Source organism: Herbiconiux sp. (assembly GCF_023264895.1).
Taxonomy (GTDB): Bacteria; Actinomycetota; Actinomycetes; order Actinomycetales; family Microbacteriaceae; genus Herbiconiux.
This window is the reverse complement of the sequence record NZ_JAHFUY010000034.1, coordinates 25,724-45,463: the sequence shown is the minus strand read 5'-3', so window position 1 is coordinate 45,463 and position 19,740 is coordinate 25,724. Positions and strand designations below refer to the sequence as shown.

The 19,740-nt window shown below is 72.0% G+C and carries 18 protein-coding genes; 11 read left to right on the top strand and 7 right to left on the bottom strand.

The window, feature by feature from the left end:
• Positions 1-518: transketolase C-terminal domain-containing protein (locus Q0D57_RS07955; protein WP_291040951.1), on the top strand; the 518-nt coding region annotated here is incomplete at its 5' end.
• Positions 518-1,174 carry a transaldolase family protein gene (locus Q0D57_RS07950; RefSeq protein ID WP_291040948.1) on the top strand — a complete coding sequence of 219 codons (657 nt, stop codon included), beginning with the start codon at positions 518-520 and terminating at the stop codon, positions 1,172-1,174. The genes Q0D57_RS07955 and Q0D57_RS07950, both read left to right, overlap by 1 nt.
• A 35-nt stretch (positions 1,175-1,209) precedes the next feature.
• On the opposite strand, the gene Q0D57_RS07945 is transcribed toward Q0D57_RS07950, so the two are convergent.
• The gene (locus Q0D57_RS07945; protein WP_291040931.1) at positions 1,210-2,157 is read right to left on the bottom strand and encodes a carbohydrate kinase; all 948 of its coding nucleotides are present in this window, start codon (positions 2,155-2,157) and stop codon (positions 1,210-1,212) included.
• Positions 2,158-2,281: 124 nt separating this feature from the next.
• On the opposite strand from Q0D57_RS07945, the gene Q0D57_RS07940 reads away from it, so the two are divergent.
• Positions 2,282-3,127, top strand: a complete 846-nt coding sequence (locus tag Q0D57_RS07940) for a DUF3097 domain-containing protein (protein WP_291040928.1) — start codon at positions 2,282-2,284, stop codon at positions 3,125-3,127.
• Here the strand turns inward: Q0D57_RS07940 and Q0D57_RS07935 are convergent.
• Complete coding sequence (locus Q0D57_RS07935) at positions 3,111-4,412, bottom strand: MFS transporter (protein WP_291040925.1); 1,302 nt, start codon at positions 4,410-4,412, stop codon at positions 3,111-3,113. The two genes, Q0D57_RS07940 and Q0D57_RS07935, sit on opposite strands and share 17 nt — an antisense overlap.
• Before the next feature lie 28 nt (positions 4,413-4,440).
• Between Q0D57_RS07935 and Q0D57_RS07930 the strand changes: the two genes are divergently transcribed.
• The 3 genes from Q0D57_RS07930 to Q0D57_RS07920 all read left to right on the top strand — a co-directional run bounded on the left by Q0D57_RS07930 (position 4,441) and on the right by Q0D57_RS07920 (position 7,822).
• Complete coding sequence (locus Q0D57_RS07930) at positions 4,441-5,172, top strand: FCD domain-containing protein (RefSeq protein ID WP_291040922.1); 732 nt, start codon at positions 4,441-4,443, stop codon at positions 5,170-5,172.
• Positions 5,173-5,288: 116 nt separating this feature from the next.
• Entirely contained in the window at positions 5,289-6,635 is a 1,347-nt protein-coding gene (locus Q0D57_RS07925; protein ID WP_291040919.1) for an ice-binding family protein, read from the top strand.
• Between the two features lie 146 nt (positions 6,636-6,781).
• The gene (locus Q0D57_RS07920; RefSeq protein ID WP_291040916.1) at positions 6,782-7,822 is read left to right on the top strand and encodes a hypothetical protein; all 1,041 of its coding nucleotides are present in this window, start codon (positions 6,782-6,784) and stop codon (positions 7,820-7,822) included.
• Between the two features lie 133 nt (positions 7,823-7,955).
• On the opposite strand, the gene Q0D57_RS07915 is transcribed toward Q0D57_RS07920, so the two are convergent.
• From Q0D57_RS07915 to ddaH, 3 genes are all read right to left on the bottom strand, one after another.
• A complete protein-coding gene (locus tag Q0D57_RS07915; protein ID WP_291040913.1) occupies positions 7,956-8,633 on the bottom strand; it encodes a GntR family transcriptional regulator in 678 nt (225 codons plus the stop codon).
• A 115-nt stretch (positions 8,634-8,748) separates the two neighbouring features.
• Entirely contained in the window at positions 8,749-9,969 is a 1,221-nt protein-coding gene (gene rocD / locus Q0D57_RS07910) for an ornithine--oxo-acid transaminase (protein WP_291040911.1), read from the bottom strand.
• On the bottom strand, positions 9,966-10,757 hold the full coding sequence (gene ddaH, locus Q0D57_RS07905; RefSeq protein ID WP_291040909.1) for a dimethylargininase: 792 nt from the start codon (positions 10,755-10,757) through the stop codon (positions 9,966-9,968). Before ddaH ends, rocD begins: the two co-directional genes overlap by 4 nt.
• Positions 10,758-11,029: 272 nt before the next feature.
• Here ddaH and Q0D57_RS07900 point away from each other — a divergent pair, with 272 nt between their 5' ends.
• Positions 11,030-11,458: an Lrp/AsnC family transcriptional regulator gene (locus Q0D57_RS07900; protein WP_173182027.1), complete on the top strand. Its 429-nt coding sequence runs from the start codon at positions 11,030-11,032 to the stop codon at positions 11,456-11,458.
• The gene (locus Q0D57_RS07895; protein WP_291040908.1) at positions 11,455-11,838 is read left to right on the top strand and encodes a GntR family transcriptional regulator; all 384 of its coding nucleotides are present in this window, start codon (positions 11,455-11,457) and stop codon (positions 11,836-11,838) included. The genes Q0D57_RS07900 and Q0D57_RS07895 overlap by 4 nt, the downstream gene beginning before the upstream one ends.
• Positions 11,839-11,852: 14 nt before the next feature.
• On the opposite strand, the gene Q0D57_RS07890 is transcribed toward Q0D57_RS07895, so the two are convergent.
• Positions 11,853-15,602: a bifunctional proline dehydrogenase/L-glutamate gamma-semialdehyde dehydrogenase gene (locus Q0D57_RS07890; RefSeq protein WP_291040899.1), complete on the bottom strand. Its 3,750-nt coding sequence runs from the start codon at positions 15,600-15,602 to the stop codon at positions 11,853-11,855.
• 42 nt (positions 15,603-15,644) lie between these two features.
• Between Q0D57_RS07890 and Q0D57_RS07885 the strand changes: the two genes are divergently transcribed.
• Complete coding sequence (locus Q0D57_RS07885; RefSeq protein WP_291040897.1) at positions 15,645-17,210, top strand: NAD(P)/FAD-dependent oxidoreductase; 1,566 nt, start codon at positions 15,645-15,647, stop codon at positions 17,208-17,210.
• 73 nt (positions 17,211-17,283) lie between these two features.
• Here Q0D57_RS07885 and Q0D57_RS07880 read toward each other — a convergent pair whose 3' ends face one another.
• Positions 17,284-17,832, bottom strand: a complete 549-nt coding sequence (locus Q0D57_RS07880; RefSeq protein ID WP_291040892.1) for a thioesterase family protein — start codon at positions 17,830-17,832, stop codon at positions 17,284-17,286.
• A 70-nt stretch (positions 17,833-17,902) separates the two neighbouring features.
• Between Q0D57_RS07880 and Q0D57_RS07875 the strand changes: the two genes are divergently transcribed.
• Entirely contained in the window at positions 17,903-18,853 is a 951-nt protein-coding gene (locus Q0D57_RS07875) for a rhodanese-related sulfurtransferase (RefSeq protein WP_291040890.1), read from the top strand.
• A gap of 22 nt (positions 18,854-18,875) precedes the next feature.
• On the top strand, positions 18,876-19,736 hold the full coding sequence (locus Q0D57_RS07870) for an isocitrate lyase/phosphoenolpyruvate mutase family protein (RefSeq protein WP_291040886.1): 861 nt from the start codon (positions 18,876-18,878) through the stop codon (positions 19,734-19,736).
• Positions 19,737-19,740 lie beyond the last annotated feature (4 nt).

Genomic DNA, 19,740 nt, shown 5'->3' with positions numbered 1-19,740 from the left:
CCGTGCACCCCGAGGGCGTGCCGGCCGAGTACTACCGCACACCGATCGGCGTGCCCCACGTGGTGCGGAAGGGTGCGGACCTCACGATCCTCTCGGTGGGGGCCGTGCTCTCCCGCGCGCTCGAGGCGGCGGAGCTGCTGTCGTCGCAGCACGGGATCGAGACCGAGGTCATCGACGCGCGCTCCCTCGTGCCGTTCGAGTACGACCTGCTGCTGGAGTCGGTCGCGAAGACCGGTCGGCTCGTCTGCGTCTCGGATGCGAGCCTCCGCGGCAGCTGGCTCAACACGGTCGCCGCGACCGTCTCGACCGAGGCCTTCGACGACCTCGACGCCCCCGTCGTCGTGCTCGGCGCCCGCAACTGGATCGCGCCGCCCGCCGAGCTCGAGTGGGACTTCTTCGTGACCCCCGCCGACATCATCGACGCCGTGCACACCCGCATCCTGCCGCTCGCGGGCCACGAGGTGCAGGAGGGCCCCGGCGCCGAGGGCACCCTCGACGAGTCGGCGCGCGGCATCTGATGAAGCTCTACGCCGACAGCGCCGACCTCTCGGCCGTTCTTCCGCTCCTCAGGGACGGCCTCGTGCGCGGAGTCACCACGAACCCGTCGATCCTCGCGCGCGACGGGCTCGGTGCCGCCGACCTGCCGCGGCTCTACGACGAGTTCAGCGCGGCGGGGGCCGACGAGATCTTCCTGCAGGCCACGGGCGGCACCCGAGCCGCCCTGCTCGCCGACGCGCAGCGGATCGCCGCCTTCGGGCACCGGATCGTGGTGAAGGTGCCGGCCACGCAGGACGGCTTCCGGGTGGCGCACGAGCTGCTGCAGCAGGATGTGCGGGTGCTGCTGACCGCCGTGTACAGCCTCGCGCAGGCCACCTTCGCGGCGTCGCTCGGTGTCGACTACATCGCGCCCTACTTCGGCCGGCTCGTCGACTCGGGCGAGGACGGGCTGTCGAAGGTCGCGAACATGACGCAGGTGCTGTCGGCCACCCGCACCCGGGTGCTCGTGGCGAGCGTGCGGTCGCCGAACGCGGCGGCCACGCTCGCGCTCAACGGGGTCAGCCACATCACGGCCGACGTGCCGGTGCTGCTCGCGATGATGGTCGACCCGGTCACGGAGCAGTCGGCGGCGGAGTTCGAGCGGGTGGCGGCGGCCTCCGCGCCTCCTGCGGCCTGAGCCCACTTTCTGAGCCCGCCTCCTGAGCCCCCCGGCTACGCTTCGACGCCGACCTCGGCCAGGGTGGGCGGGTTGGCGCCCGCGCGGGAGACCGTGATGGCGGCGCAGCGCACCGCGAAGGCGCCGAGGCGCTCGAGGGTGTCGCGGTCGAGCGCCGAGGCGTCGCGGAGCGCATCCGGAGCCGTGCCCGCGTCGAGAAGGCCCGCGATGCCGTCGAGGAGCGCGCTCATGAACGAGTCGCCCGCACCGATCGTGTCGACCACGTCGACCGCCACGCCGGGCACCGGCACGCGCTCGGCGGTCGTGGCGAGCACGGCGCCGTCGCCGCCGCGGGTGACCGCCACGAGCGCGGGGCCGAGGGCCAGGATGCGCTCGATCGCGCCGTCGACGCCGGCCTCGGGGTAGAGCCACTCGGCATCCTCGTCGCTCAGCTTGAGCACGGTGCTGAGCCCCGCGATCGCCTCGAAGCGGGCGAGGGCTGCGGCGTGGTCGGTCACGATCGAGGGCCGCATGTTGGGGTCGAACGCGATGATCGGGGCGGGTTCGTGGCGTGCGAGCGCGACCAGGTGCTCGACCACGGATGCCCCGCCCGGGTCGACGAACGCACCGAGCGAGCCCACGTGCACGAGCTCGGAAGGCGGCATCCGGAGCCCTGACGGGCCGGGGAGCGACCAGCGGATGTCGAAGACGTAGTCGGCGGATCCGTCGGCTCGGAGGTGCGCGGTGGCGGAGGAGGTGGGTTCGTCGCGGAACGAGATCGGGTCGATCGCCGCGCCGGAGGAGCGCACGTGATCGGCCACCGCACGACCGCGGTCGTCGTCGCCGAGGGCGGTGACGAGGGTGACGTCGCGGCCGAGGCGGGCGAGCCCGTAGGCGATGTTGAGCGGCGATCCGCCGGGGTGCTCGACCGGATCCCCGCGCCCGGCGGCGGGCTGCACCACGTCGACGAGGGCCTCCCCGATCGCGACGATCCTCGCGGCCATGCCTGCCTCCCTGCCCGGGCCCTCGCCCAGCTCGAACCCGCCCAGTCTATTGAGCCCCGGCGGCAACGGAGGACTCCGGCGGCGCCTCCGCGGCGTCAGGCGGAGGGCGACGTAGGGTGGTGCGGTGCGCGATGACTACGACCGGTACGGCGGCGACGTGCTCGCCGACTTCAAGCGGCGCGGCAAGCCCGTGGAGCTGCCGACGGTGGAGGCCGAGTTCGACCTCGTCGTGGAGGAGGTCGCGAGCGACTTCTGCGGCAGCGTGACCCGGGTGGAGGGCCGCACGGTCGAGCTCGAGGACAGGCACGGCAAGCGCCGCGTCTTCCCGCTCGGCCCCGGCTTCCTGCTCGAGGGCCGGCCGGTGCAGCTCGTGCACCCGAAGGCCGCGCCGGCGGGCCCGAAGCGCACCGCGTCCGGCAGCATCGCCGCGCCCCAGGAGCGCGCCAGGGTCGCCCGACCCAGCCGCATCTACGTCGAGGGCCGGCACGACGCCGAGCTCGTGGAGAAGGTCTGGGGCGACGACCTCCGCGCCGAGGGCGTCGTGGTGGAGTACCTCGAGGGCGTCGACGACCTCGACGCGATCGTGCGCGACTTCGCCCCCAGCCGCGACCGCCGCATCGGTGTGCTCGTCGACCACCTCGTCACGGGCTCCAAGGAGAGCCGCATCGCCGAGGCCGTGGCGCGCGGGCCGTTCGGGACCCACGTGCTCGTGGTGGGGCATCCGTTCGTCGACATCTGGCAGGGCGTCACGCCGAAGGCCCTCGGCATCCGCGCCTGGCCCACGGTGCCGCGGAGCATCGAGTGGAAGCACGGGATCTGCGAGGCGTTCGGCTGGCCGCACGCCGATCAGGCCGACATCGCGCGGGCCTGGAAGCGCATCCTCTCGCGCGTGAACACCTACACCGACCTCGAGCCGGTGCTGCTCGGCCGCGTCGAGCACCTCATCGACTTCGTCACCGAGCCGCAGTAGCGGCGGCCGAGCGGGTGACCCCCTCGGCGAGCTCCTCGAGCGGGCGCGGTCGGCAGGCCACGAAACCGCTCACCACGAGCACGCCGATGCTCGTGTAGAGCAGTGCGTAGGAGGTCTCCCAGCCGCCGGAGGCGCTGTAGAGCAGGCCGATGCAGAGCGGACCGATGCAGGCCACCGCATACCCGATGCCCTGCATCGCGCCCGAGAGCATCGACGAGCCGGCGGGCGTGCGGGTGCGCGCGTTGACGAGCGTGAGGCTCATCGGGAACGTGCTCACCCCGAGCCCGAGCGCCACCACCCACGCCACGGCGCCCTCGAGCGGGGCCACGAGCAGACCGGTGTAGCCGATCGCGAGGAGCGCGGCGCAGACGGCGACCACGGGGAACGGGTTGCGGAGCCGGATGGTGAGCGGCGGCACCACGAAGGCGGCCCCCAGCCCGAAGATGGAGAAGAGCGCCAGCAGCGAGCCGCCGAGAGCCGGATCGGCCCCCGCGTCGACGAAGATCGTGGGCAGCCAGGTGATGACCGCGTAGGTGTTGAGCGCCGTCATGCCGAACATGAGCACGAGGCTCCAGAGGAGCGGGGTGCGCCAGGCACCGGGGATGCGACCGCTGCCGTTGCCTGCGCTGCGGTCGGCTGCCGGCTTCGCACCGGATGCGGGGGTCGCGTCGTGCGCGCCGGCCGCGTTCGTCAGGCCGGTGCGCCGCGCTCGCAGCACCACGACGAGCCACAGCACGCACGCCACCGCCGTGAGCACCGCCCACATGCCGAGCGCGAACCGCCACCCCGCCGCCACCGCCACCGGCACCGCGATGAGCGGCGCGACGAACTGGCCGAGCTGCAGCAGCGAGAGGTAGAGCGAGCTGACCGACTTCAGCCGGTCGGGGAAGTACTTCTTCACGATGGGCACGATGAGCACGTTCGAGGCGCCGATGCCCGCGAACGCCACGATCGTCGAGACCACGAGCATCGCGGCGTCCGGGGAGAACGCGCGGAGCAGGATGCCGAGGGTGGTCAGCAGGGTCGCGACCGCGATCGTGGTCTCGAGGCCCGCGCGGCGCGCGACGATCGGGGTGAGCAGGCCGAAGACGGCGAACGACGCCGTGACGATCGTGCCGAAGACCCCGAACAGCGCCGCCCCGAAGCCGAGCTCGTCGCCGATGAGCTCGAGCAGAGGGCTGAAGCCCGTGACGGCGGTGCGGAGGTTGACCGCGGTGGCGATGATCGCGAGGAGCACGAGCGCGACGCCGGTGGCGCGAGGCGGCGTGTGGGCGACGGAGTTCATGGGCTGGTCCAATAGGTAGGATGATGGGATGAATCCCGATGAGTCTAGCGTGGTCGACCGTCTCAGCGGGTCGCGTGTCCCGCGTCGGCCGGGCGTGACGGACCACGTGACGGAGCTCTTCCACGACGAGATCCGCTCGGGTCGCTGGGCGGTGGGCGAGCGGATCCCGGTCGAGAGCGCGCTCGTCGAGTGGACGGGCGCCGGCCGCAACGCGGTGCGCGAAGCGGTGCAGTCGCTCGTGCAGTCGGGCCTCGTGCGGCGCGAGCAGGGTCGCGGCACCTTCGTGATCGCGCGCTCCCAGCTCGCCCAGACGCTCTCGCGCAGCATCTCCCACGGCTCCCGCCGCGACGGGCTCGAACTGCGCAGCGCGCTCGACGGCTCTGCAGCCGCACTCGCGGCCGTCCGCCGCGACGCCACCGATGTCGCCAGACTCGAGCACCTGCTCGCCGAGCGCGCCGCGTCGTGGGAGACGCCGGATGCCGCCGGCACCGCCTCCGTGCCCGACCTCGACCGTCGCATCCGCGCCGACCTCGCACTGCACCGCGCCATCGTGGAAGCCACTCACAATGCGCTCTACGTCGAGCTCTACGAGGGCTTCACCGCGGTGTTCGAGGAGGTGCAGCGCGCCGATGTCGAGGGCGACACCGACCCCCATGCCGAGCACCATCGCCTGCTCGTCGAGGCCATCGTCGTCGGCGATCCGGAGGCCGCCCGCCGGCAGATCGAGGTGCTGCTCGACCCGTTGATCGAGGGCGCCTGAGTCCGAACCTGCCAATCCGTCCCCAGTCCGGCACGCCCGGCCGGCACCGGCCTAGGTTGAGGCCAATCGCATTTTGCGAGTGGAGCCCCCGTCAGACGGGGACCTTGGGGGGCTTCATGCGAAGCCACACGACCGATCCTGCCCGCACCGATCATCGCACTCCGGCAGCCGTGCGCCGCCGCACCGGGCTCTTCGGGGGTGCTGCCGTCCTGGTGCTGGGTGCCGGCTCGCTTCTCTTCGTCTCGCAGTCGGCCACCGCCATCGGCACACCGGTGGGGCTCGGCGTCGCCGATTCCTACGCCGTGCTGGGAGGCGCCTCGGTCACCAACGACCACGGGACCATCCCGAATCTCAACACCGTGCTCTGGGGCGACCTCGGGGTGAGCCCCGGCACGGCGATCTCGGGCTTCCCGCCCGGCATCCGGCTGGGCGACACCCATGTCGACGACCAGCACGCCCGCGAGGCGAAGGCCGCGGTGGTCACCGCCTACGACGCCATCGAGTCCCAGGCGTCCGATGCCACGATCACCACCGACCTCGGCAACCAGGAGCTCGACCCGGGTGTCTACTTCGCCGAGAGCTCGGCCGGCCTCACGGGCGCCCTCACGCTCGATGCGCATGGCGACCCGGATGCGGTCTTCATCTTCCAGATCACATCCGCACTCACGACCGCCTCGTCGAGCAGCGTCGTCCTGGTCAACGGCGCGACGAGCTGCAACGTGTTCTGGCAGATCGGCAGCTCGGCCACGATCGGGGAGAGGACCTCCTTCGTCGGCACGATCCTCGCCATGGAGTCGATCACCCTCAACTCGGGCGCCACCGTCGACGGCCGTGCCCTCGCGCGGACCGGCTCGGTCACCCTGCTCGACAACGTCTTCACGGGCGGGCCGTGCGCCGACGAGACGATCCCGACCTCGGACCCGCCGGCCACCACAGGTCCGCCCACCACGACGGGCCCGCCGACCACCACGGCCCCGCCGACGACGAGCCCGTCGCCCACGAGCCCGGCACCCTCCAACCCTTCTCCGAGCAACCCCGGTTCGACGAACCCGGCACCCACGACGACTCCGGGAAACCCGGACGGCAGCGGTGACGGGGGCGGCGGAACCGGCGGCGGATCCGGCGGCGGATCCGGATCCGGCGGGAACGGCGACGGAACCGGTGGCTCGGGCGGCAGCGGTTCGGGCGCGGGCGGCAGCGGTTCGGGCGGCAGCGGCGGCTCGGGTGGCGGCAGCGGATCCGGAGGCAGTGGCGGCTCCGGTGGCGGCAACGGATCCGGCGGCAGCGGCGGCTCGGGTGGCGGCAGCAGCACGGGCGGTGGATCCTCCTCGAGCGGCTCCACCGGCTCCCTCGCCCGCACGGGCTTCGACCCCCTCCCCCTCGTGGGCACGGCCCTGGCCACCACGGTCTTCGGCCTCGCGGCGCTCCTCCTCTGGACCCGTCGCCGCCCCCGCACGAACTGACCCCCTCCCCATCCCCAGGCGCGTGAGTCGCGCCCAGGTGTCCCCATTCCCCGCTTTCGGGCGGCGATGACGACACTTCGACGCGACTCACGCGGGCCTGTGGAGAACGGGAGCGGGGAGGCCGCCTGACGGGGCAGGATGTCGGGATGTCACGTCGTGCGGGAGGGCTGCCCGAGCTCGGAAGGGAGTTCTCGGTCGAGCGCGCCCGAGAGGTCGGCGTGTCGCGGGGTCGCCTGCGAGGAGGCGACCTGGGCCGCCCGTTCCGCGGTGTCCGCGTGCTCGATTCCGGCCCGCCCCCGATCGCTTCTGGCGACCGGGCGCCGTCGGGCTCCGGCGTCGAGTCGCACGCCTTTCTGCGGGCGACCGACGCCGACCGCCTCCGTGACCTGGCCGCTCGATGCCGTGCGTTCGCCACCGTGATGGCACCGGATGCAGCGTTCAGCCACGTCACCGCCGCGCTCCTTCACGGCATGCCCGTTCCTCGGCGACTGGAGGTGACGCGCGAGTCGCTCCACGTCACAGGGCCCCGGCGCGCCTCCACCGCCGCGGGTGTCCTCGGGCATCAGGCCACGCTCGATCCGATCGACGTGATCGATGCCCGAGACAGCCCGGTCGGCATCCGGGTGACCACGCCCGAGCGCACCCTCTGCGACCTCGCGCCGCTTCTCAGCCTTGGCGAGCTGGTCGCCGCCGCCGACCGGGCGCTGTTCCACGGCGATCCACTCGCGACCCGCAGCTCGCTCGCCGAATGCGTCTCGCGGCATCGCGGACGCCGCGGGCGGCCGACGCTCCTCCGCGCACTGGCTCTGTCCACCGACCTCGCCGAATCGCCGCCGGAGTCACTGCTGCGGGTGCTCCTCATCGAGGCGGGGCTCCCGGCACCGACTCCCCAGGTGCGGGTGCAGGATGCGCAGGGTCGCGAGATCGCCCGCGTCGACCTCGCCTACCCCGAGCACCGCATCGCCATCGAGTACGAGGGCGACCACCACCGCACCGACCGCCACCAGTGGCGCCGCGACCTCGCCCGCACCCGCGACCTCCACTTCGCCGCCTGGGTCACCCTCCGCACGACCCCTCTCGACCTGGCCGCTCCCGCCGACATGCTCCTCCAGCTCCGCCACTGGCTCACCACCCGCGCCCCCGATCCCGCACCCGCCCCCGCCCCCGCCCCCGATCCACCCCGCTGAGTCGCGCCGAAGTGTCGTCAAATCGCCCTCGATCCCCGAAATGAGAGCACCTAGACGCGACTCAGTGCAAGCAGGGGTGGGGTGGGGTGGGGTGGGGGGCCGGGCCGGCGGCGGGCCGGGCGCCGCGCGGGGCTTACTCGTCGCCGAGGAGGATGGCGGCGGCCGCGATCATGTCGAGCATGCGCTGGCGCATGTGGCCGATGTGCTTCTTGACCGCGGGCTCGATGGCCTCGTAGTCCTTCGCGATCATGGCCTCCGAGAGCACGTAGTGCTCCCGCGAGCACTCCTGCAGCCGGTGCTGCAGCGAGGCGGCGCGCAGCCAGAAGCGCTGGATGCGCCGGCGCGTCTCCTTCACCGTCTCCGCCACGAGGGCATTGCCCGCGATCGAGTTGCAGAGCCGATGGAAGTGGATGTCGGCGTTCGACCACGCCGCCCGGTCCTCCGAGGCCGCCGCCGACGCCATGTCCTCCACGAGCTTCCGCAGCGCGGCGACATCCTCGTCCGTCAGCTTCGACGCCGCCTTCCGGCAGATGTACGAGTCGAGCACCTCGAGCAGGTCGCACGCGTCGTTGACCTCTTTGGCGGTGAGCTGCGAGACCGTGAAGCGCGCGTTGTCGGTGCGCTTGACCAGCCCCTCCTTCTCGAGCCGCTGCAGAGCCTCGCGCACCGGCGTGCGGCTGATGCCCAGCTGCGTCGCGATCCGGTTCTCCGACAGCGGCGAACCCGATCGCAGCCGGAACCCGGTGATCTCGGCCAGCAGCCACTCGTACGCGTTGTCGACGCGCGATCCTGCCTCAGTCGCAATCGCCATCAGTCACCGTCCTCCGGTACCAATATAACTCGGCTCACGGAGGCGCCTCCCCCGAATGCATGCCTGTGCACTCTCCCGTGTGCAGCCGGCCGCAGCGCGCATCCGGCGCAGCGTCTCAGCGGAGACGCAACCCCTCGAGCACGATCGCGAGCTGATCCACGGCGTGGTCGAGCTCGTGGGCCTCGACCACGATCGGCGGGGCGAGACGGATCGTGGAGCCGTGGGTGTCCTTCGCGAGCACGCCGCGCTCCATCAGCAGCTCGCAGACGCGGCGTCCATCCGCGAGCTCCGGATCGATGTCGATGCCCGCCCAGAGCCCTGCCCCCCGCACCGCGACCACGCCGCGGCCGCGGAGTTCGCGCAGTCGCGACTGCAGGTGCTCGCCGAGGCGGGCCGCCCGCTCCTGGTACTCGCCGGTGGCGAGCATCCGCACCACCGCGAGACCCACGGATGCCGCGAGCGGGTTGCCGCCGAACGTCGAGCCGTGCTCCCCGGGCCGCAGCACTCCGAGCACGTCGCGGTCGGCCACGACCGCCGAGACGGGGACGATGCCGCCACCGAGCGCCTTGCCGAGCAGGTAGACATCCGGGACCACGCCCACGAGGTCGCACGCGAAGGTGGCGCCGGTGCGGCCGAGGCCCGACTGGATCTCGTCGGCGATGAACAGCACGCCCTGCTGCGTGCAGAGCTCGCGCACACGGGGCAGGTAGTCGGCGGGCGGCACGATGATGCCGGCCTCGCCCTGGATGGGTTCGAGCAGCACGGCCACGGTCGCCGGATGCTCGGCGAGCGCGGCCTCGAGCGCCGCGGCGTCGCCGTAGGGCACGCGCACGAAGCCCGGGGTGAAGGGGCCGAAGTCGTCGCGGGCGGTCGGGTCGTCCGAGAAGCTCACGATGGTCGTGGTGCGGCCGTGGAAGTTGCCGTCGGCCACGATGATGGTCGCGGTGCCGGCAGGCACGCCCTTCACCCGGTAGCCCCAGGCGCGAGCGAGCTTGATGCCCGACTCCACGGCCTCGGCGCCGGTGTTCATGGGCAGCACCATCTCCTTGCCGGCGAGGGCGGCGAGCTCCTCCACGAACGGGCCGAGGCGGTCGGAGTGGAAGGCGCGGCTCGTGAGCGTGATGCGGTCGAGCTGCTCCTTCGCGGCGGCGACGAGCAGCGGATGGCCGTGGCCGAAGTTCACGGCCGAGTAGGCGGCGAGGCAGTCGAGGTAGCGCCGGCCGTCGACGTCGGTGACCCAGGCTCCCTCGCCCGTGGCGACCACGACCGGGAGGGGGTGGTAGTTGTGGGCGGCGTGGTCGTCGACCTGCTGGACAGCACTCGCGGTGGTCGTCATCGTCGGAGCTCCAGGGTGCAGCACTTCACGCCGCCGCCTCCGAGCAGCAGCTCGGAGAGGTCGACGCCGATGGGGTTGTAGCCGCGCTCGCGCAGCTGGCGCTCGAAGCCGGTGGCGCGCGCGGCGATGACCACGTTGAGCCCGTCGGAGATCGAGTTGAGGCCGAGCACGGCGCCGTCCTCCTCGCTGACGATGATCGCCTGCGGGTAGAGCCGCTCGAGGGTGGAGCGGCTCGCCTCGTCGAAGGCGCTGGGCAGGTAGGCGATGTTCGCGCCGGCGTCGTCGGTGAGCGGATCGAGCACCGAGATGGCCGTGTCGAGGTGGTAGAAGCTGGGGTTCACGAGCGTGAGACTCACCACCTCGCGGCCGAACAGTGCGGCCACCTCGGCGTGGCTGCCGGTGGCGCTCCGGAAACCGGTGCCGGCGAGGATCCGCTCACCCACGAGCAGGAAGTCGCCCTCGCCCTCGTTCGTGTTCGCGGGATCGACCACGCGGTAACCCCGCTCGCCGAACCACTCCATGAAGGCCGGTCCCTCCGCCGCGCGCTGCTCGTGGGTGAAGCGGGCGCCGTAGGCGATGCCGTCGATCACGAAGGCGCCGTTGGCGGTGTAGACCATGTCGGGGAGGTCGGGGACCTGGTCGATGAGCTCGACCTCGTGGCCGAGCTCGCGGTAGATGTCGTGGAGGGTCTGCCATTGCCGCACGGCGAGGCCGGTGTCGGTGGGGACCGCCGGATCCATCCACGGGTTGATGCGGTAGGCGACCGTGAAGTGGTCGGGGCGGCACATGAGGTAGTGGCGGGGGGTCGCGGTGCGCGGGCCCCCGACGGGGACGGGGCTCGGTGCGTCGTGCAGTGGGGGTCGGCGCGTCGTGCAGGGTGGGGGTCGGCATACGGTCTCCTGGGCGAGGGGCGACGGCGGACCAGCGCGCTGTCCTCGGGCCCCGCACGGGGCACGCCTCAGCCAGTCTCGCACGAGGATTCCGCCGTTTCCCGGCGCGGAAGACCCGGTTCGGTGCGGAGTTCGCGCGTCCGCGCACGATTCTGTCGTAGCATCGCGGGATGGACGCACTGGATCACCGAATCATCGACCTCCTCAAGATCAACTCCCGGAGCGGGTACGGTGACATCGGCCAGGTGGTGGGCCTCTCGGCGTCGGCGGTGAAAAGGCGGATCGATCGGCTGGTCGCCGACAACGTCATCACGGGCTTCACGATCCAGCTGAACCCGGCCCTCGACGGCACCGTCACCGAGGCCTACGTGGAGCTGTTCTGCCGCGGCACGGTCGCTCCGGCGGAGCTCAAGCGCATCCTGTCGGGGGTGCCCGAGGTGGTCGATGCCGGAACGGTGACGGGCAGCGCCGATGCCATCGTGCACATCCGCTCCCGCGACATCCCGAGCCTCGAGGATGCCCTCGAGCGCGTGCGCATCGCCCCGAACGTCGACCACACCCGCAGCGCGATCGTGCTGTCGAACCTCATCCGCCGATGAGTGACGCGTCGGGCCTCGGGGTGCAGGTCGACCCTCGGTCGAGCGTGCCGCCGTTCGAGCAGCTGCGCACGAGCATCCGGGATGCGGTCGCGGCGGGTTCGCTCGCAGCGGGCGCCCGGCTGCCGACCGTGCGGGCGCTGGCCGGCGAGCTCGGACTGTCCGCGAACACCGTCGCCCGCGCCTACCGCGAACTCGAGACCGATGGCCTGATCGAGACCCGCGGCCGGCTCGGCTCGTTCGTCTCGGCCACGGGCTCCCCCGCCGAGCGGGAGGCGCAGGTCGCGGCCCGCGCCTACGCCGACCGCACGGCTTCGCTCGGTATCCCCGCGGCCGACGCCCTGGCGCTCGTGGCCGCGGCCCTCGGCACCGACCGCCCCTGAGAGCGGCCGGCACATCACTCCACCCGCGCCGGTTCCGGATGCTCAGGGGCCGCGACGTCGACGGCCGGGGCCGGGAGGATGTCGTCGAGAAGGGCGCTCGGATTCCCGAAGCGGTGCGCGGTGGCGCTGATCGACTGCTCCAGGAGGAAGGGCAGGAGCTCGACGCGACCCGCCCGGGTGACCTCTCCCGCGAAGACCGCGATGTCCGGCGAACCGCCGAGTGCCTCGGCGAGCGCCGAGGCGTCACCACCGATAAGGCGGATGCGCGGCACGGCCCCCACGGCCGCCGCTGCGCCCGTGCTCCCGCCGGCACCCGCACCCGCACCCGCACCCGCGGTGCTCCCACCGGTGGCCTGGCCGGTCTGCGCCCGCCCGCCCGCCGACGACCCGCTCCCCAGGTACTCCGGCGCGCGTCCCAGCCACGCCTCGTCCTTCTCGATGACCACCCGGATGCGCCGCTCCTTGAGCAGGGCGCGGAGCGGCCGCGGCAGCTTGACCGCCGAGCTCACCACCACCGTGGCCCGCGCGAGGGTCGCCGCGGCGAGCACCCGCAGGAGCTCGTGCAGCGGCCGGCCCTCCGACAGCCTGATCACCACGTGGGCCGGCAGGTAGCGCAGCACGTTGCGCTCGACTCCGAGCCCCGAGACGTCCTGCGCCGCGAAGTGGGTCTCCCAGGCGAGCTGGTCGCTCTTCGCACCGCGGCGAGCCACGTCGAAGTCGCTCCACTCGAGTCCCCCGGTCGCCGAATCGAGCAGCTGGGCCACCCGGGGGTCGAGGCCGGCGAGGCTGAGGCCGTCACTCTGCTCACCCGGCTCGTTGTGCCAGGAGCCCAGGTGCACGAGGTGGTTCGGCCCACCGGCCTTCGCACTCGCTCCCACCGATGACCTCTTCCAGCCGCCGAACGGCTGCCGACGCACGATCGCGCCCGTGATGCCGCGATTGACGTAGACGTTGCCGGCCTCCACGGTCGCGAGCCACCGCTCGATCTCCGACGGATCGAGGGAGTGGATGCCCGCCGTCAGACCGAACGGCACGGCGTTCTGCAACTCGATGGCCTGCTCGAGGGTCGTGGCGTGCAGGATGCCGAGCACCGGTCCGAAGTACTCGGTCAGGTGGAAGGCCGAGCCCGGCAGCACACCCTCCTTCAGCCCGGGTGCCCACAGTCGGCCGGTCTCGTCAAGCGGTCGGGGCTCCACGAGCCAGCGCTCTCCGGATCCGAGCGTGGTGAGCGCCTCGAGCAGCTTGCCGGAGGCAGGCCCGATCAGTGGGCCCATCTGCACCGCCGGGTCGTCCGGCAGCCCCACCCGAAGAGAGCGCACAGCGTCGACGAGCTGACGGGCGAAGCGCTTCGAGTGCGCGACCGACCCCACGAGGATGACGAGACTCGCGGCCGAGCACTTCTGCCCGGCGTGGCCGAAGGCGCTCTTCACGATGTCGGAGACGGCCAGGTCGAGGTCGGCGCTCGGCGTGACCACGATCGCGTTCTTGCCGCTCGTCTCGGCGAGCAGCGGCAGGTCGGGGCGCCAGGAGCGGAAGAGCGCCGCCGTCTCGTAGGCGCCGGTGAGGATGACCCGGTCGACCCGAGGATCGGCGATCAGGGCCTGGCCCAGTTCGCCCTCCTCGACGTCGATCAGGATGAGCAGGTCGCGCGGGATCCCCGACTCCCAGAGGGCCTCGACCATCACGGCCGCGGATCGCTTCGCCTGCGGCGCGGGCTTGATGATGACCGCACTGCCCGCCGCGAGCGCCGCGAGCACCCCGCCCGCCGGGATCGCGACCGGGAAGTTCCACGGCGGCACCACCACGGTGAGCTTCGACGGCACGAAGACCGCTCCGTCGACTTCGTCGAGCTCGACCGCGCAGTGCGCGTAGTAGCGCGCGAAGTCGATGGCCTCGCTCACCTCCGGGTCGCCCTGGTCGATGGTCTTGCCGGTCTCGCTGGCCATGACCTCGATCAGCCGGTCCCGGTTGGCCTCCAGGGCGTAACCGGCCCGCCGCACGTACCCGGCGCGATCCGGAGCGCTTCTCGCCCCCCACGCCTCGCCTGCCGCGACGGCCGTGTCGATGAGCTCGTCGAGAGTGGCCCGCTCGGTCACCTCGACGTCGGCGATGGTCTGCACCCCGAGGGTCGATCCGGGCACCCGCGCCAGGATGCGCTCGGCCCACTGCCGGTTGGCCGGGAGGGACGGATCGGTGTCCGGCGCATTGGAGAACCCGCCGCCCGCGGGTTCGAGCTCGGCGCGCGAGCGATCCTGCGTGCGGTTCGGAGAAGGGATGGGGACGGGTTCACCGGCGTCGGACGGCTCGAGCGCCCGGAGCGACGCGAGGAACCGGTCGCGCTCCCGCTCGAACGCCTGCGGGTCGGTGGCGAGGTCGAACAGTGACGACATGAAGTTCGCGTCGCTCGCGTTCTCCTCGAGCCGGCGCACCAGGTAGCCGATGGCGGCGTCGAACTCGGCCGGCTCCACCACCGGCGTGTAGAGCAGCAGCGAGCCCACCGTCTCGCGCACCGCATCCGCCTGCGCCGAGGCCATCCCGAGCAGCATCTCGACGTCGACCGCCTCAGTGACGCCTCGCTCGGTGGCGAGCAGCCACGCCCACGCCAGGTCGAACAGGTTGTGACCGGCCACCCCGATGCGCACCGCGTCGGTGTGCTCCGGTCGCAGTGCCCACTCGAGCACCCGCTTGTAGTTGGTGTCGGTCTCCTGCTTGGTGCCGTAGGTGGCGAGCGGCCAGTCGTGCAGAGCGGCATCGACGTGCTCCAGGGCGAGGTTCGCTCCCTTGACGACCCGCACTTTGATGGGAGCACCGCCCCGGGCGCGCCGATCCGCAGCCCAGGTGTGCAGGCGCTCCAGAGCACCGAGGGCATCGGGCAGATACGCCTGCAGCACGATCCCGGCCTCGAAATCGAGCAGTTCGGGCTCGTCGAGCACCCGCTGGAACACGGCGATCGTGAGATCCAGGTCGCGGTACTCCTCCATGTCGAGGTTCACGAACTTGCGGCGCGGCGAGGTGCCCGAGGCGGGAGCCGGAGCCGGAGCCGCGGCGTCTCCGGCATCGGCCGCCGGATCACCCGGATCACCCGGGTCACCGAGATCACCGAGATCGCCCAACGGCCCCTTGCGAGCCGCGAGCCGGTAGAGGGGCAGGAGCAGCTGCGCGACCCGCTCCACGCTCTGGTCGAACCCCCACATCGTGAGCCCGCTCGCGATCGACGACACCTTCACCGAGACGTAGTCGACGTCATCCCGCTGCAGCAGCCGCTTCGTGCCCTCGAGTCGCCTGGCAGCCTCCTTGTCGCCCAGCACCGCCTCGCCGAGGAGGTTGATGTTCAGCCGAGTGCCCTCGGAGCGGAGCTTCTCCATGGCGGCCGAGAACTTGGCCGGCCGCGCATCGATCACGAGGTGGCCGGCCATCTCGCGGAGCACCCTGCGGGCGATCGGCACGACCACTCCGGGAAGCGCCTCCCCCACCACGCCGCCGGCCGAGATGGCGGCTCGCAGATGCCGCGGCAGGAAGCCCGGCACGCGCTTGGCGAGCTGAGCCAGGTTCTTGGCCGCCACCCCCTGGTCTTCGGGCCGCGCTACGCCGTCGACGAAGCCGACCGTGAACGCCAGGCCGTCCGGATCCTTCAGCACACCGGCCAGGCGTGCGGCCGACGGGTCGACCGGGGCGTCGCGGCTCGCGTCGAGCCAGTGCCGGGCGAGCTCCACAGCCCGCTCGCCGAGGTCGGCGGCCGCTGGAGACAGGTGGGGGTCGGTCATGCTTCGACAATAGATCGTGGGTCGCGCCGTTAGGCTCAAGGCATGCAGTCTGTGGAGGACTTCGACGTCGTCGTCATCGGTGGAGGACACAACGGCCTCGTCGCCGCGGCCTACCTGGCGCAGGCCGGTCGGTCGGTTTGCGTGCTCGAACGGCTCGACGAGCTGGGCGGCGCAGCCGTCTCGTCGTATGCCTTCGAGGGCATGGAGGCGAAGCTGTCGCGCTACTCCTACCTCGTGAGCCTGCTGCCGCAGAAGATCATCGACGAGCTCGGCCTCGACATCGAGCTACTCCGTCGTCGCTACTCGTCCTACACCCCACTCCCCGGCACCGACCGCGGTCTCCTCATCGACAACGACGACCCGGAGGCCACTCGCGCCTCGTTCGCGGCTGTCGGCGCCGAGAGCGATGCGGCGGCGTTCGACGGCTTCTCCGCCGATCTCGCCAGGCTCGCCGCCGCGTTCTGGCCCGGGCTCACCGACCCGCTCATCACCCGATCCGAGGCGAAGCGTCTGCTCGGCGACGACGCTCTCTGGCAGGCGTACATCGAGCGACCGCTCGGCGAGGTCATCCGGGAGCGCTTCGACAGCGACATCGTGCGCGGGGTCGTCGCCACCGACGCCCTGATCGGCACCTTCGCGTCGCTCGACGATGCCGACCTCGCCCAGAACATCTGCTTCCTCTATCACGTGATCGGCGGCGGCACGGGCGACTGGGACGTGCCGGTGGGAGGCATGGGCGCGGTCACGGGCGAACTCGCCCGGGCAGCACGCACGGCGGGAGCAGTTCTCCGCACGGGCACCGAGGTCGTCTCGGTCACCCCGGAGGGCGAGGTGGAGTGCCGCGCGGTCGACGGCGAGGGCGGCATCCGCACCCTGAGGGCCCGTCGCATCCTCGCGAACGTCGCTCCCGTGGTGCTCGACCGCCTGCTCGGAGAACAGCCCGGCCGGTCGGCTGCTCCGGAGGGCGCCCAGGTGAAGGTGAACCTCCTGCTCTCCGGCCTCCCCCGGCTGCGTGATCCCGAGATCGTGCCCGAGGCCGCTTTCGGGGGCACGTTCCACATCAACGAGCTCGCCTCCCAGCTCGAGCACGCGCACGAGGCGGCGAGCGCCGGCCGGATCCCCCAGCCACTGCCCGCGGAGATCTACTGCCACTCGCTCACCGACCCGAGCATCCTCTCGCCCGGGCTCCGCGAGCAGGGCGCCCACACCCTCACGGTCTTCGGCCTGCATGCCCCGCACCGGCTGGGCGCGAGTGCCGCCGACCTCGAGCGCGCGGTGCTCGATTCGCTCGACAGCGTGCTGGCCGAGCCGATCGAGAGCCTCATCCTCACGGATGCGCAGGGCCGGCCGTGCATCGAGACCAAGACCACCGCAGACCTCGAGGCCACCCTGGGGCTGCCGGGCGGCCACATCTTCCACGGCCCGCTCAGCTGGCCCTTCGTCGACGACGACGCCCCGCTGACCACGCCAGCCGAACGCTGGGGAGTGGCCACGAGGCATCCGCGGATCCTCGTCTGCGGCTCCGGCTCACGGCGCGGGGGCGCCGTCTCGGGCCTCGGCGGTCACAGCGCTGCGATGGCCGTGCTCGAAGACGACCTCGACGCCTGACACCGACCGCGGCCGTCGACGGCGCGACCCCTGACACGGGCCGCGGCCGTCGGCGGCGCCTCGACGCGTCCCGTCAGCTCCACTCGCTCGGCGTGGCCGTCTTCCTCGGCGGCAGCTCCGACGAGGAGCCCCACGCCCGCACCCACTCCGGCATCCGCCCGTCGTCCGGCGCGTCCCCGGCGAGCGACCGCATCTCGTCCACCGTCACCACTCCCCCCGAGCGCTTGAGGAACCGCGCCCTCACGTACGCGCGGGCACAGATCTGCCCGTCCACCACGAAGCGCTGCTCCACGAAGCAGGCCTTCTCGTCGAAGCCGAGCAGTCGCGTCTCGACGGTGAACTTCTGCCACAGCTCGAGCGACCGCCGGAAGCTGATCGTCTCGGCCACCACCACCGGGTACCAGCCGAGTTTGGTGAACGTCGTGTACAGCCCGCTCCGCTGCATGAGGTCGACCCGCGCGAGGTCGAGCACCGAGAGGTAGACCCCGTTGTTCATGTGCCGCAGCAGGTCGAGATCGGTCGGCAGCACGCGGAACGGGGTCGAGGCGACGTCCCATGCCCCGAGCGGGGAGCGGAAGCGGCCGAGGAGGGTCTGGAGCAGGGTCCGGAAGAAGAAGTGCACGGCACGATCGTAGGGTCGGCACCCGAGGCGACCGGGATCACTGTGCGAGATCTACAACTACAATCGCCGGGTGGCCGTTCCGAAGATCATCCTCTACTACGTCTTCGCGCCGATCCCGGACCCGGAGGCGGTGCGGCTCTGGCAGCGCGACCTGGCCGAGTCGCTGGGCCTCCGCGGTCGCCTGCTGATCTCGCCCCAGGGCATCAACGGCACGCTCGGCGGTGAGCTCGACGCGGTGAAGCGCTACGTGCGGAAGACCCGCGAGTTCGCGCCGTTCCGCGATCTCGACGTGAAGTGGAGCGAGGGCTCGGGCCTCGAGCAGGGCCCGGCGTCCAAGCACACCGTCTACCGGGCGAGCACCGACTTCCCGCGCCTGAGCGTCAAGGTGCGCGACGAGATCGTGAGCTTCGGTGCGCCGGATGAGCTGGAGGTCGATGAGAGGGGCGTCGTGGGGGGCGGGACGAGGCTCGACCCCGCCGCCCTGCACTCGCTCGTCGACGAGCGCGCCGCCGCGGGCGAGGAGGTCGTGTTCTTCGACGGTCGCAACGCCTTCGAGGCCTCGATCGGCCGCTTCAAGGGCGCTGTCGTGCCCGATGTCGCCACCACGCGCGACTTCGTGGCCGAGCTCGACAGCGGCCGCTACGACCATCTCAAGTCGCAGCCCGTGGTCACCTACTGCACCGGCGGCATCCGGTGCGAGGTGCTCTCCTCCCTCATGGTGGCCCGCGGGTTCTCCGAGGTCTACCAGCTCGAGGGCGGCATCGTCCGCTACGGCGAGGCCTTCGGCGACAAGGGACTCTGGGAGGGCGCCCTCTACGTCTTCGACCGCCGCGGCTCGGTCGAGTTCTCGCCCGATGCCGCGGTGATCGGCGAGTGCGTCTCGTGCGGCGCCGCCAGCTCACGCCTCCAGAACTGCGCCGACCCCTCGTGCCGCTCGCAGCTCGTGCTCTGCGATTCCTGCACATCCGTCACCGACGGGATCGCCGTCAACAGTTCGGAGTTCTGCCCCGCGCACTCCTGACGCCTCGCCGTAGGCTCTGGCCATGAGCGAGACCGACAGCAGCACCCCCGACTCCCCCGACGCCCCCGACGCGTACGACCCTCAGCTCGCGCACCCGAGCCACGAGCTCATCCACGACCGGGCCGATGCCCTGCTGAGCCTGCATCACGCCCCCGAGATCCTCACGCTCGTGAACGTGTGGGATGTCGCGAGTGCGCTCGTGGTCGCCGACCTCCCCGAGACCAAGGCGCTCGCCACGGCGAGCCACGCCATCGCGGCGGCTTTCGGCTACGAGGACGGCGAGCGCATCCCGCCCGACCTCATGCTCGACGCGGTGGGCCGCATCGCCCTCGCCACCTCCCTGCCCGTGACCGCCGATCTCGAGGCCGGCTACGGCGACCCGGGCGAGATCGTCCGGCGTGCCATCGGGGTGGGCGTCGTGGGGGCGAACATCGAAGACCGGATGCGCCCTCACATCGAATCGGTCGAGAACGTCGCCGAGGTGGTGAAGGCGGCCGAGCAGGAGGGGGTTCGCTTCGTGCTCAACGCACGCACCGACGCGCTGCTCACCCGCGACGCCACCGGGCCGGGGTGGAACGAGGCGGTGGAGGATGCGATCGAGCGCGGGCGCGCCTACCTCGACGCGGGCGCGGCCTGCGTGTTCGTGCCCGGCGCCGTCGACGAGGCCACGGCGGAGCGGCTCGTCGAGGGGATCGGACACCTGAGGGTCAGCGTGCTGGGCACCCCGGGCGGTCCCACGGCGGCGCGCTACGAGCATCTGGGCATCGCTCGCATCTCCTACGGGCCGTGGCCGCAGCGGGTCGCCCTCGCCGCACTCCAGGAATCGGCGCTCGCCCTCTATGCGGGAGCCGGACTCCCTCGTGACACGCCCACCACCAGCTGAGCGG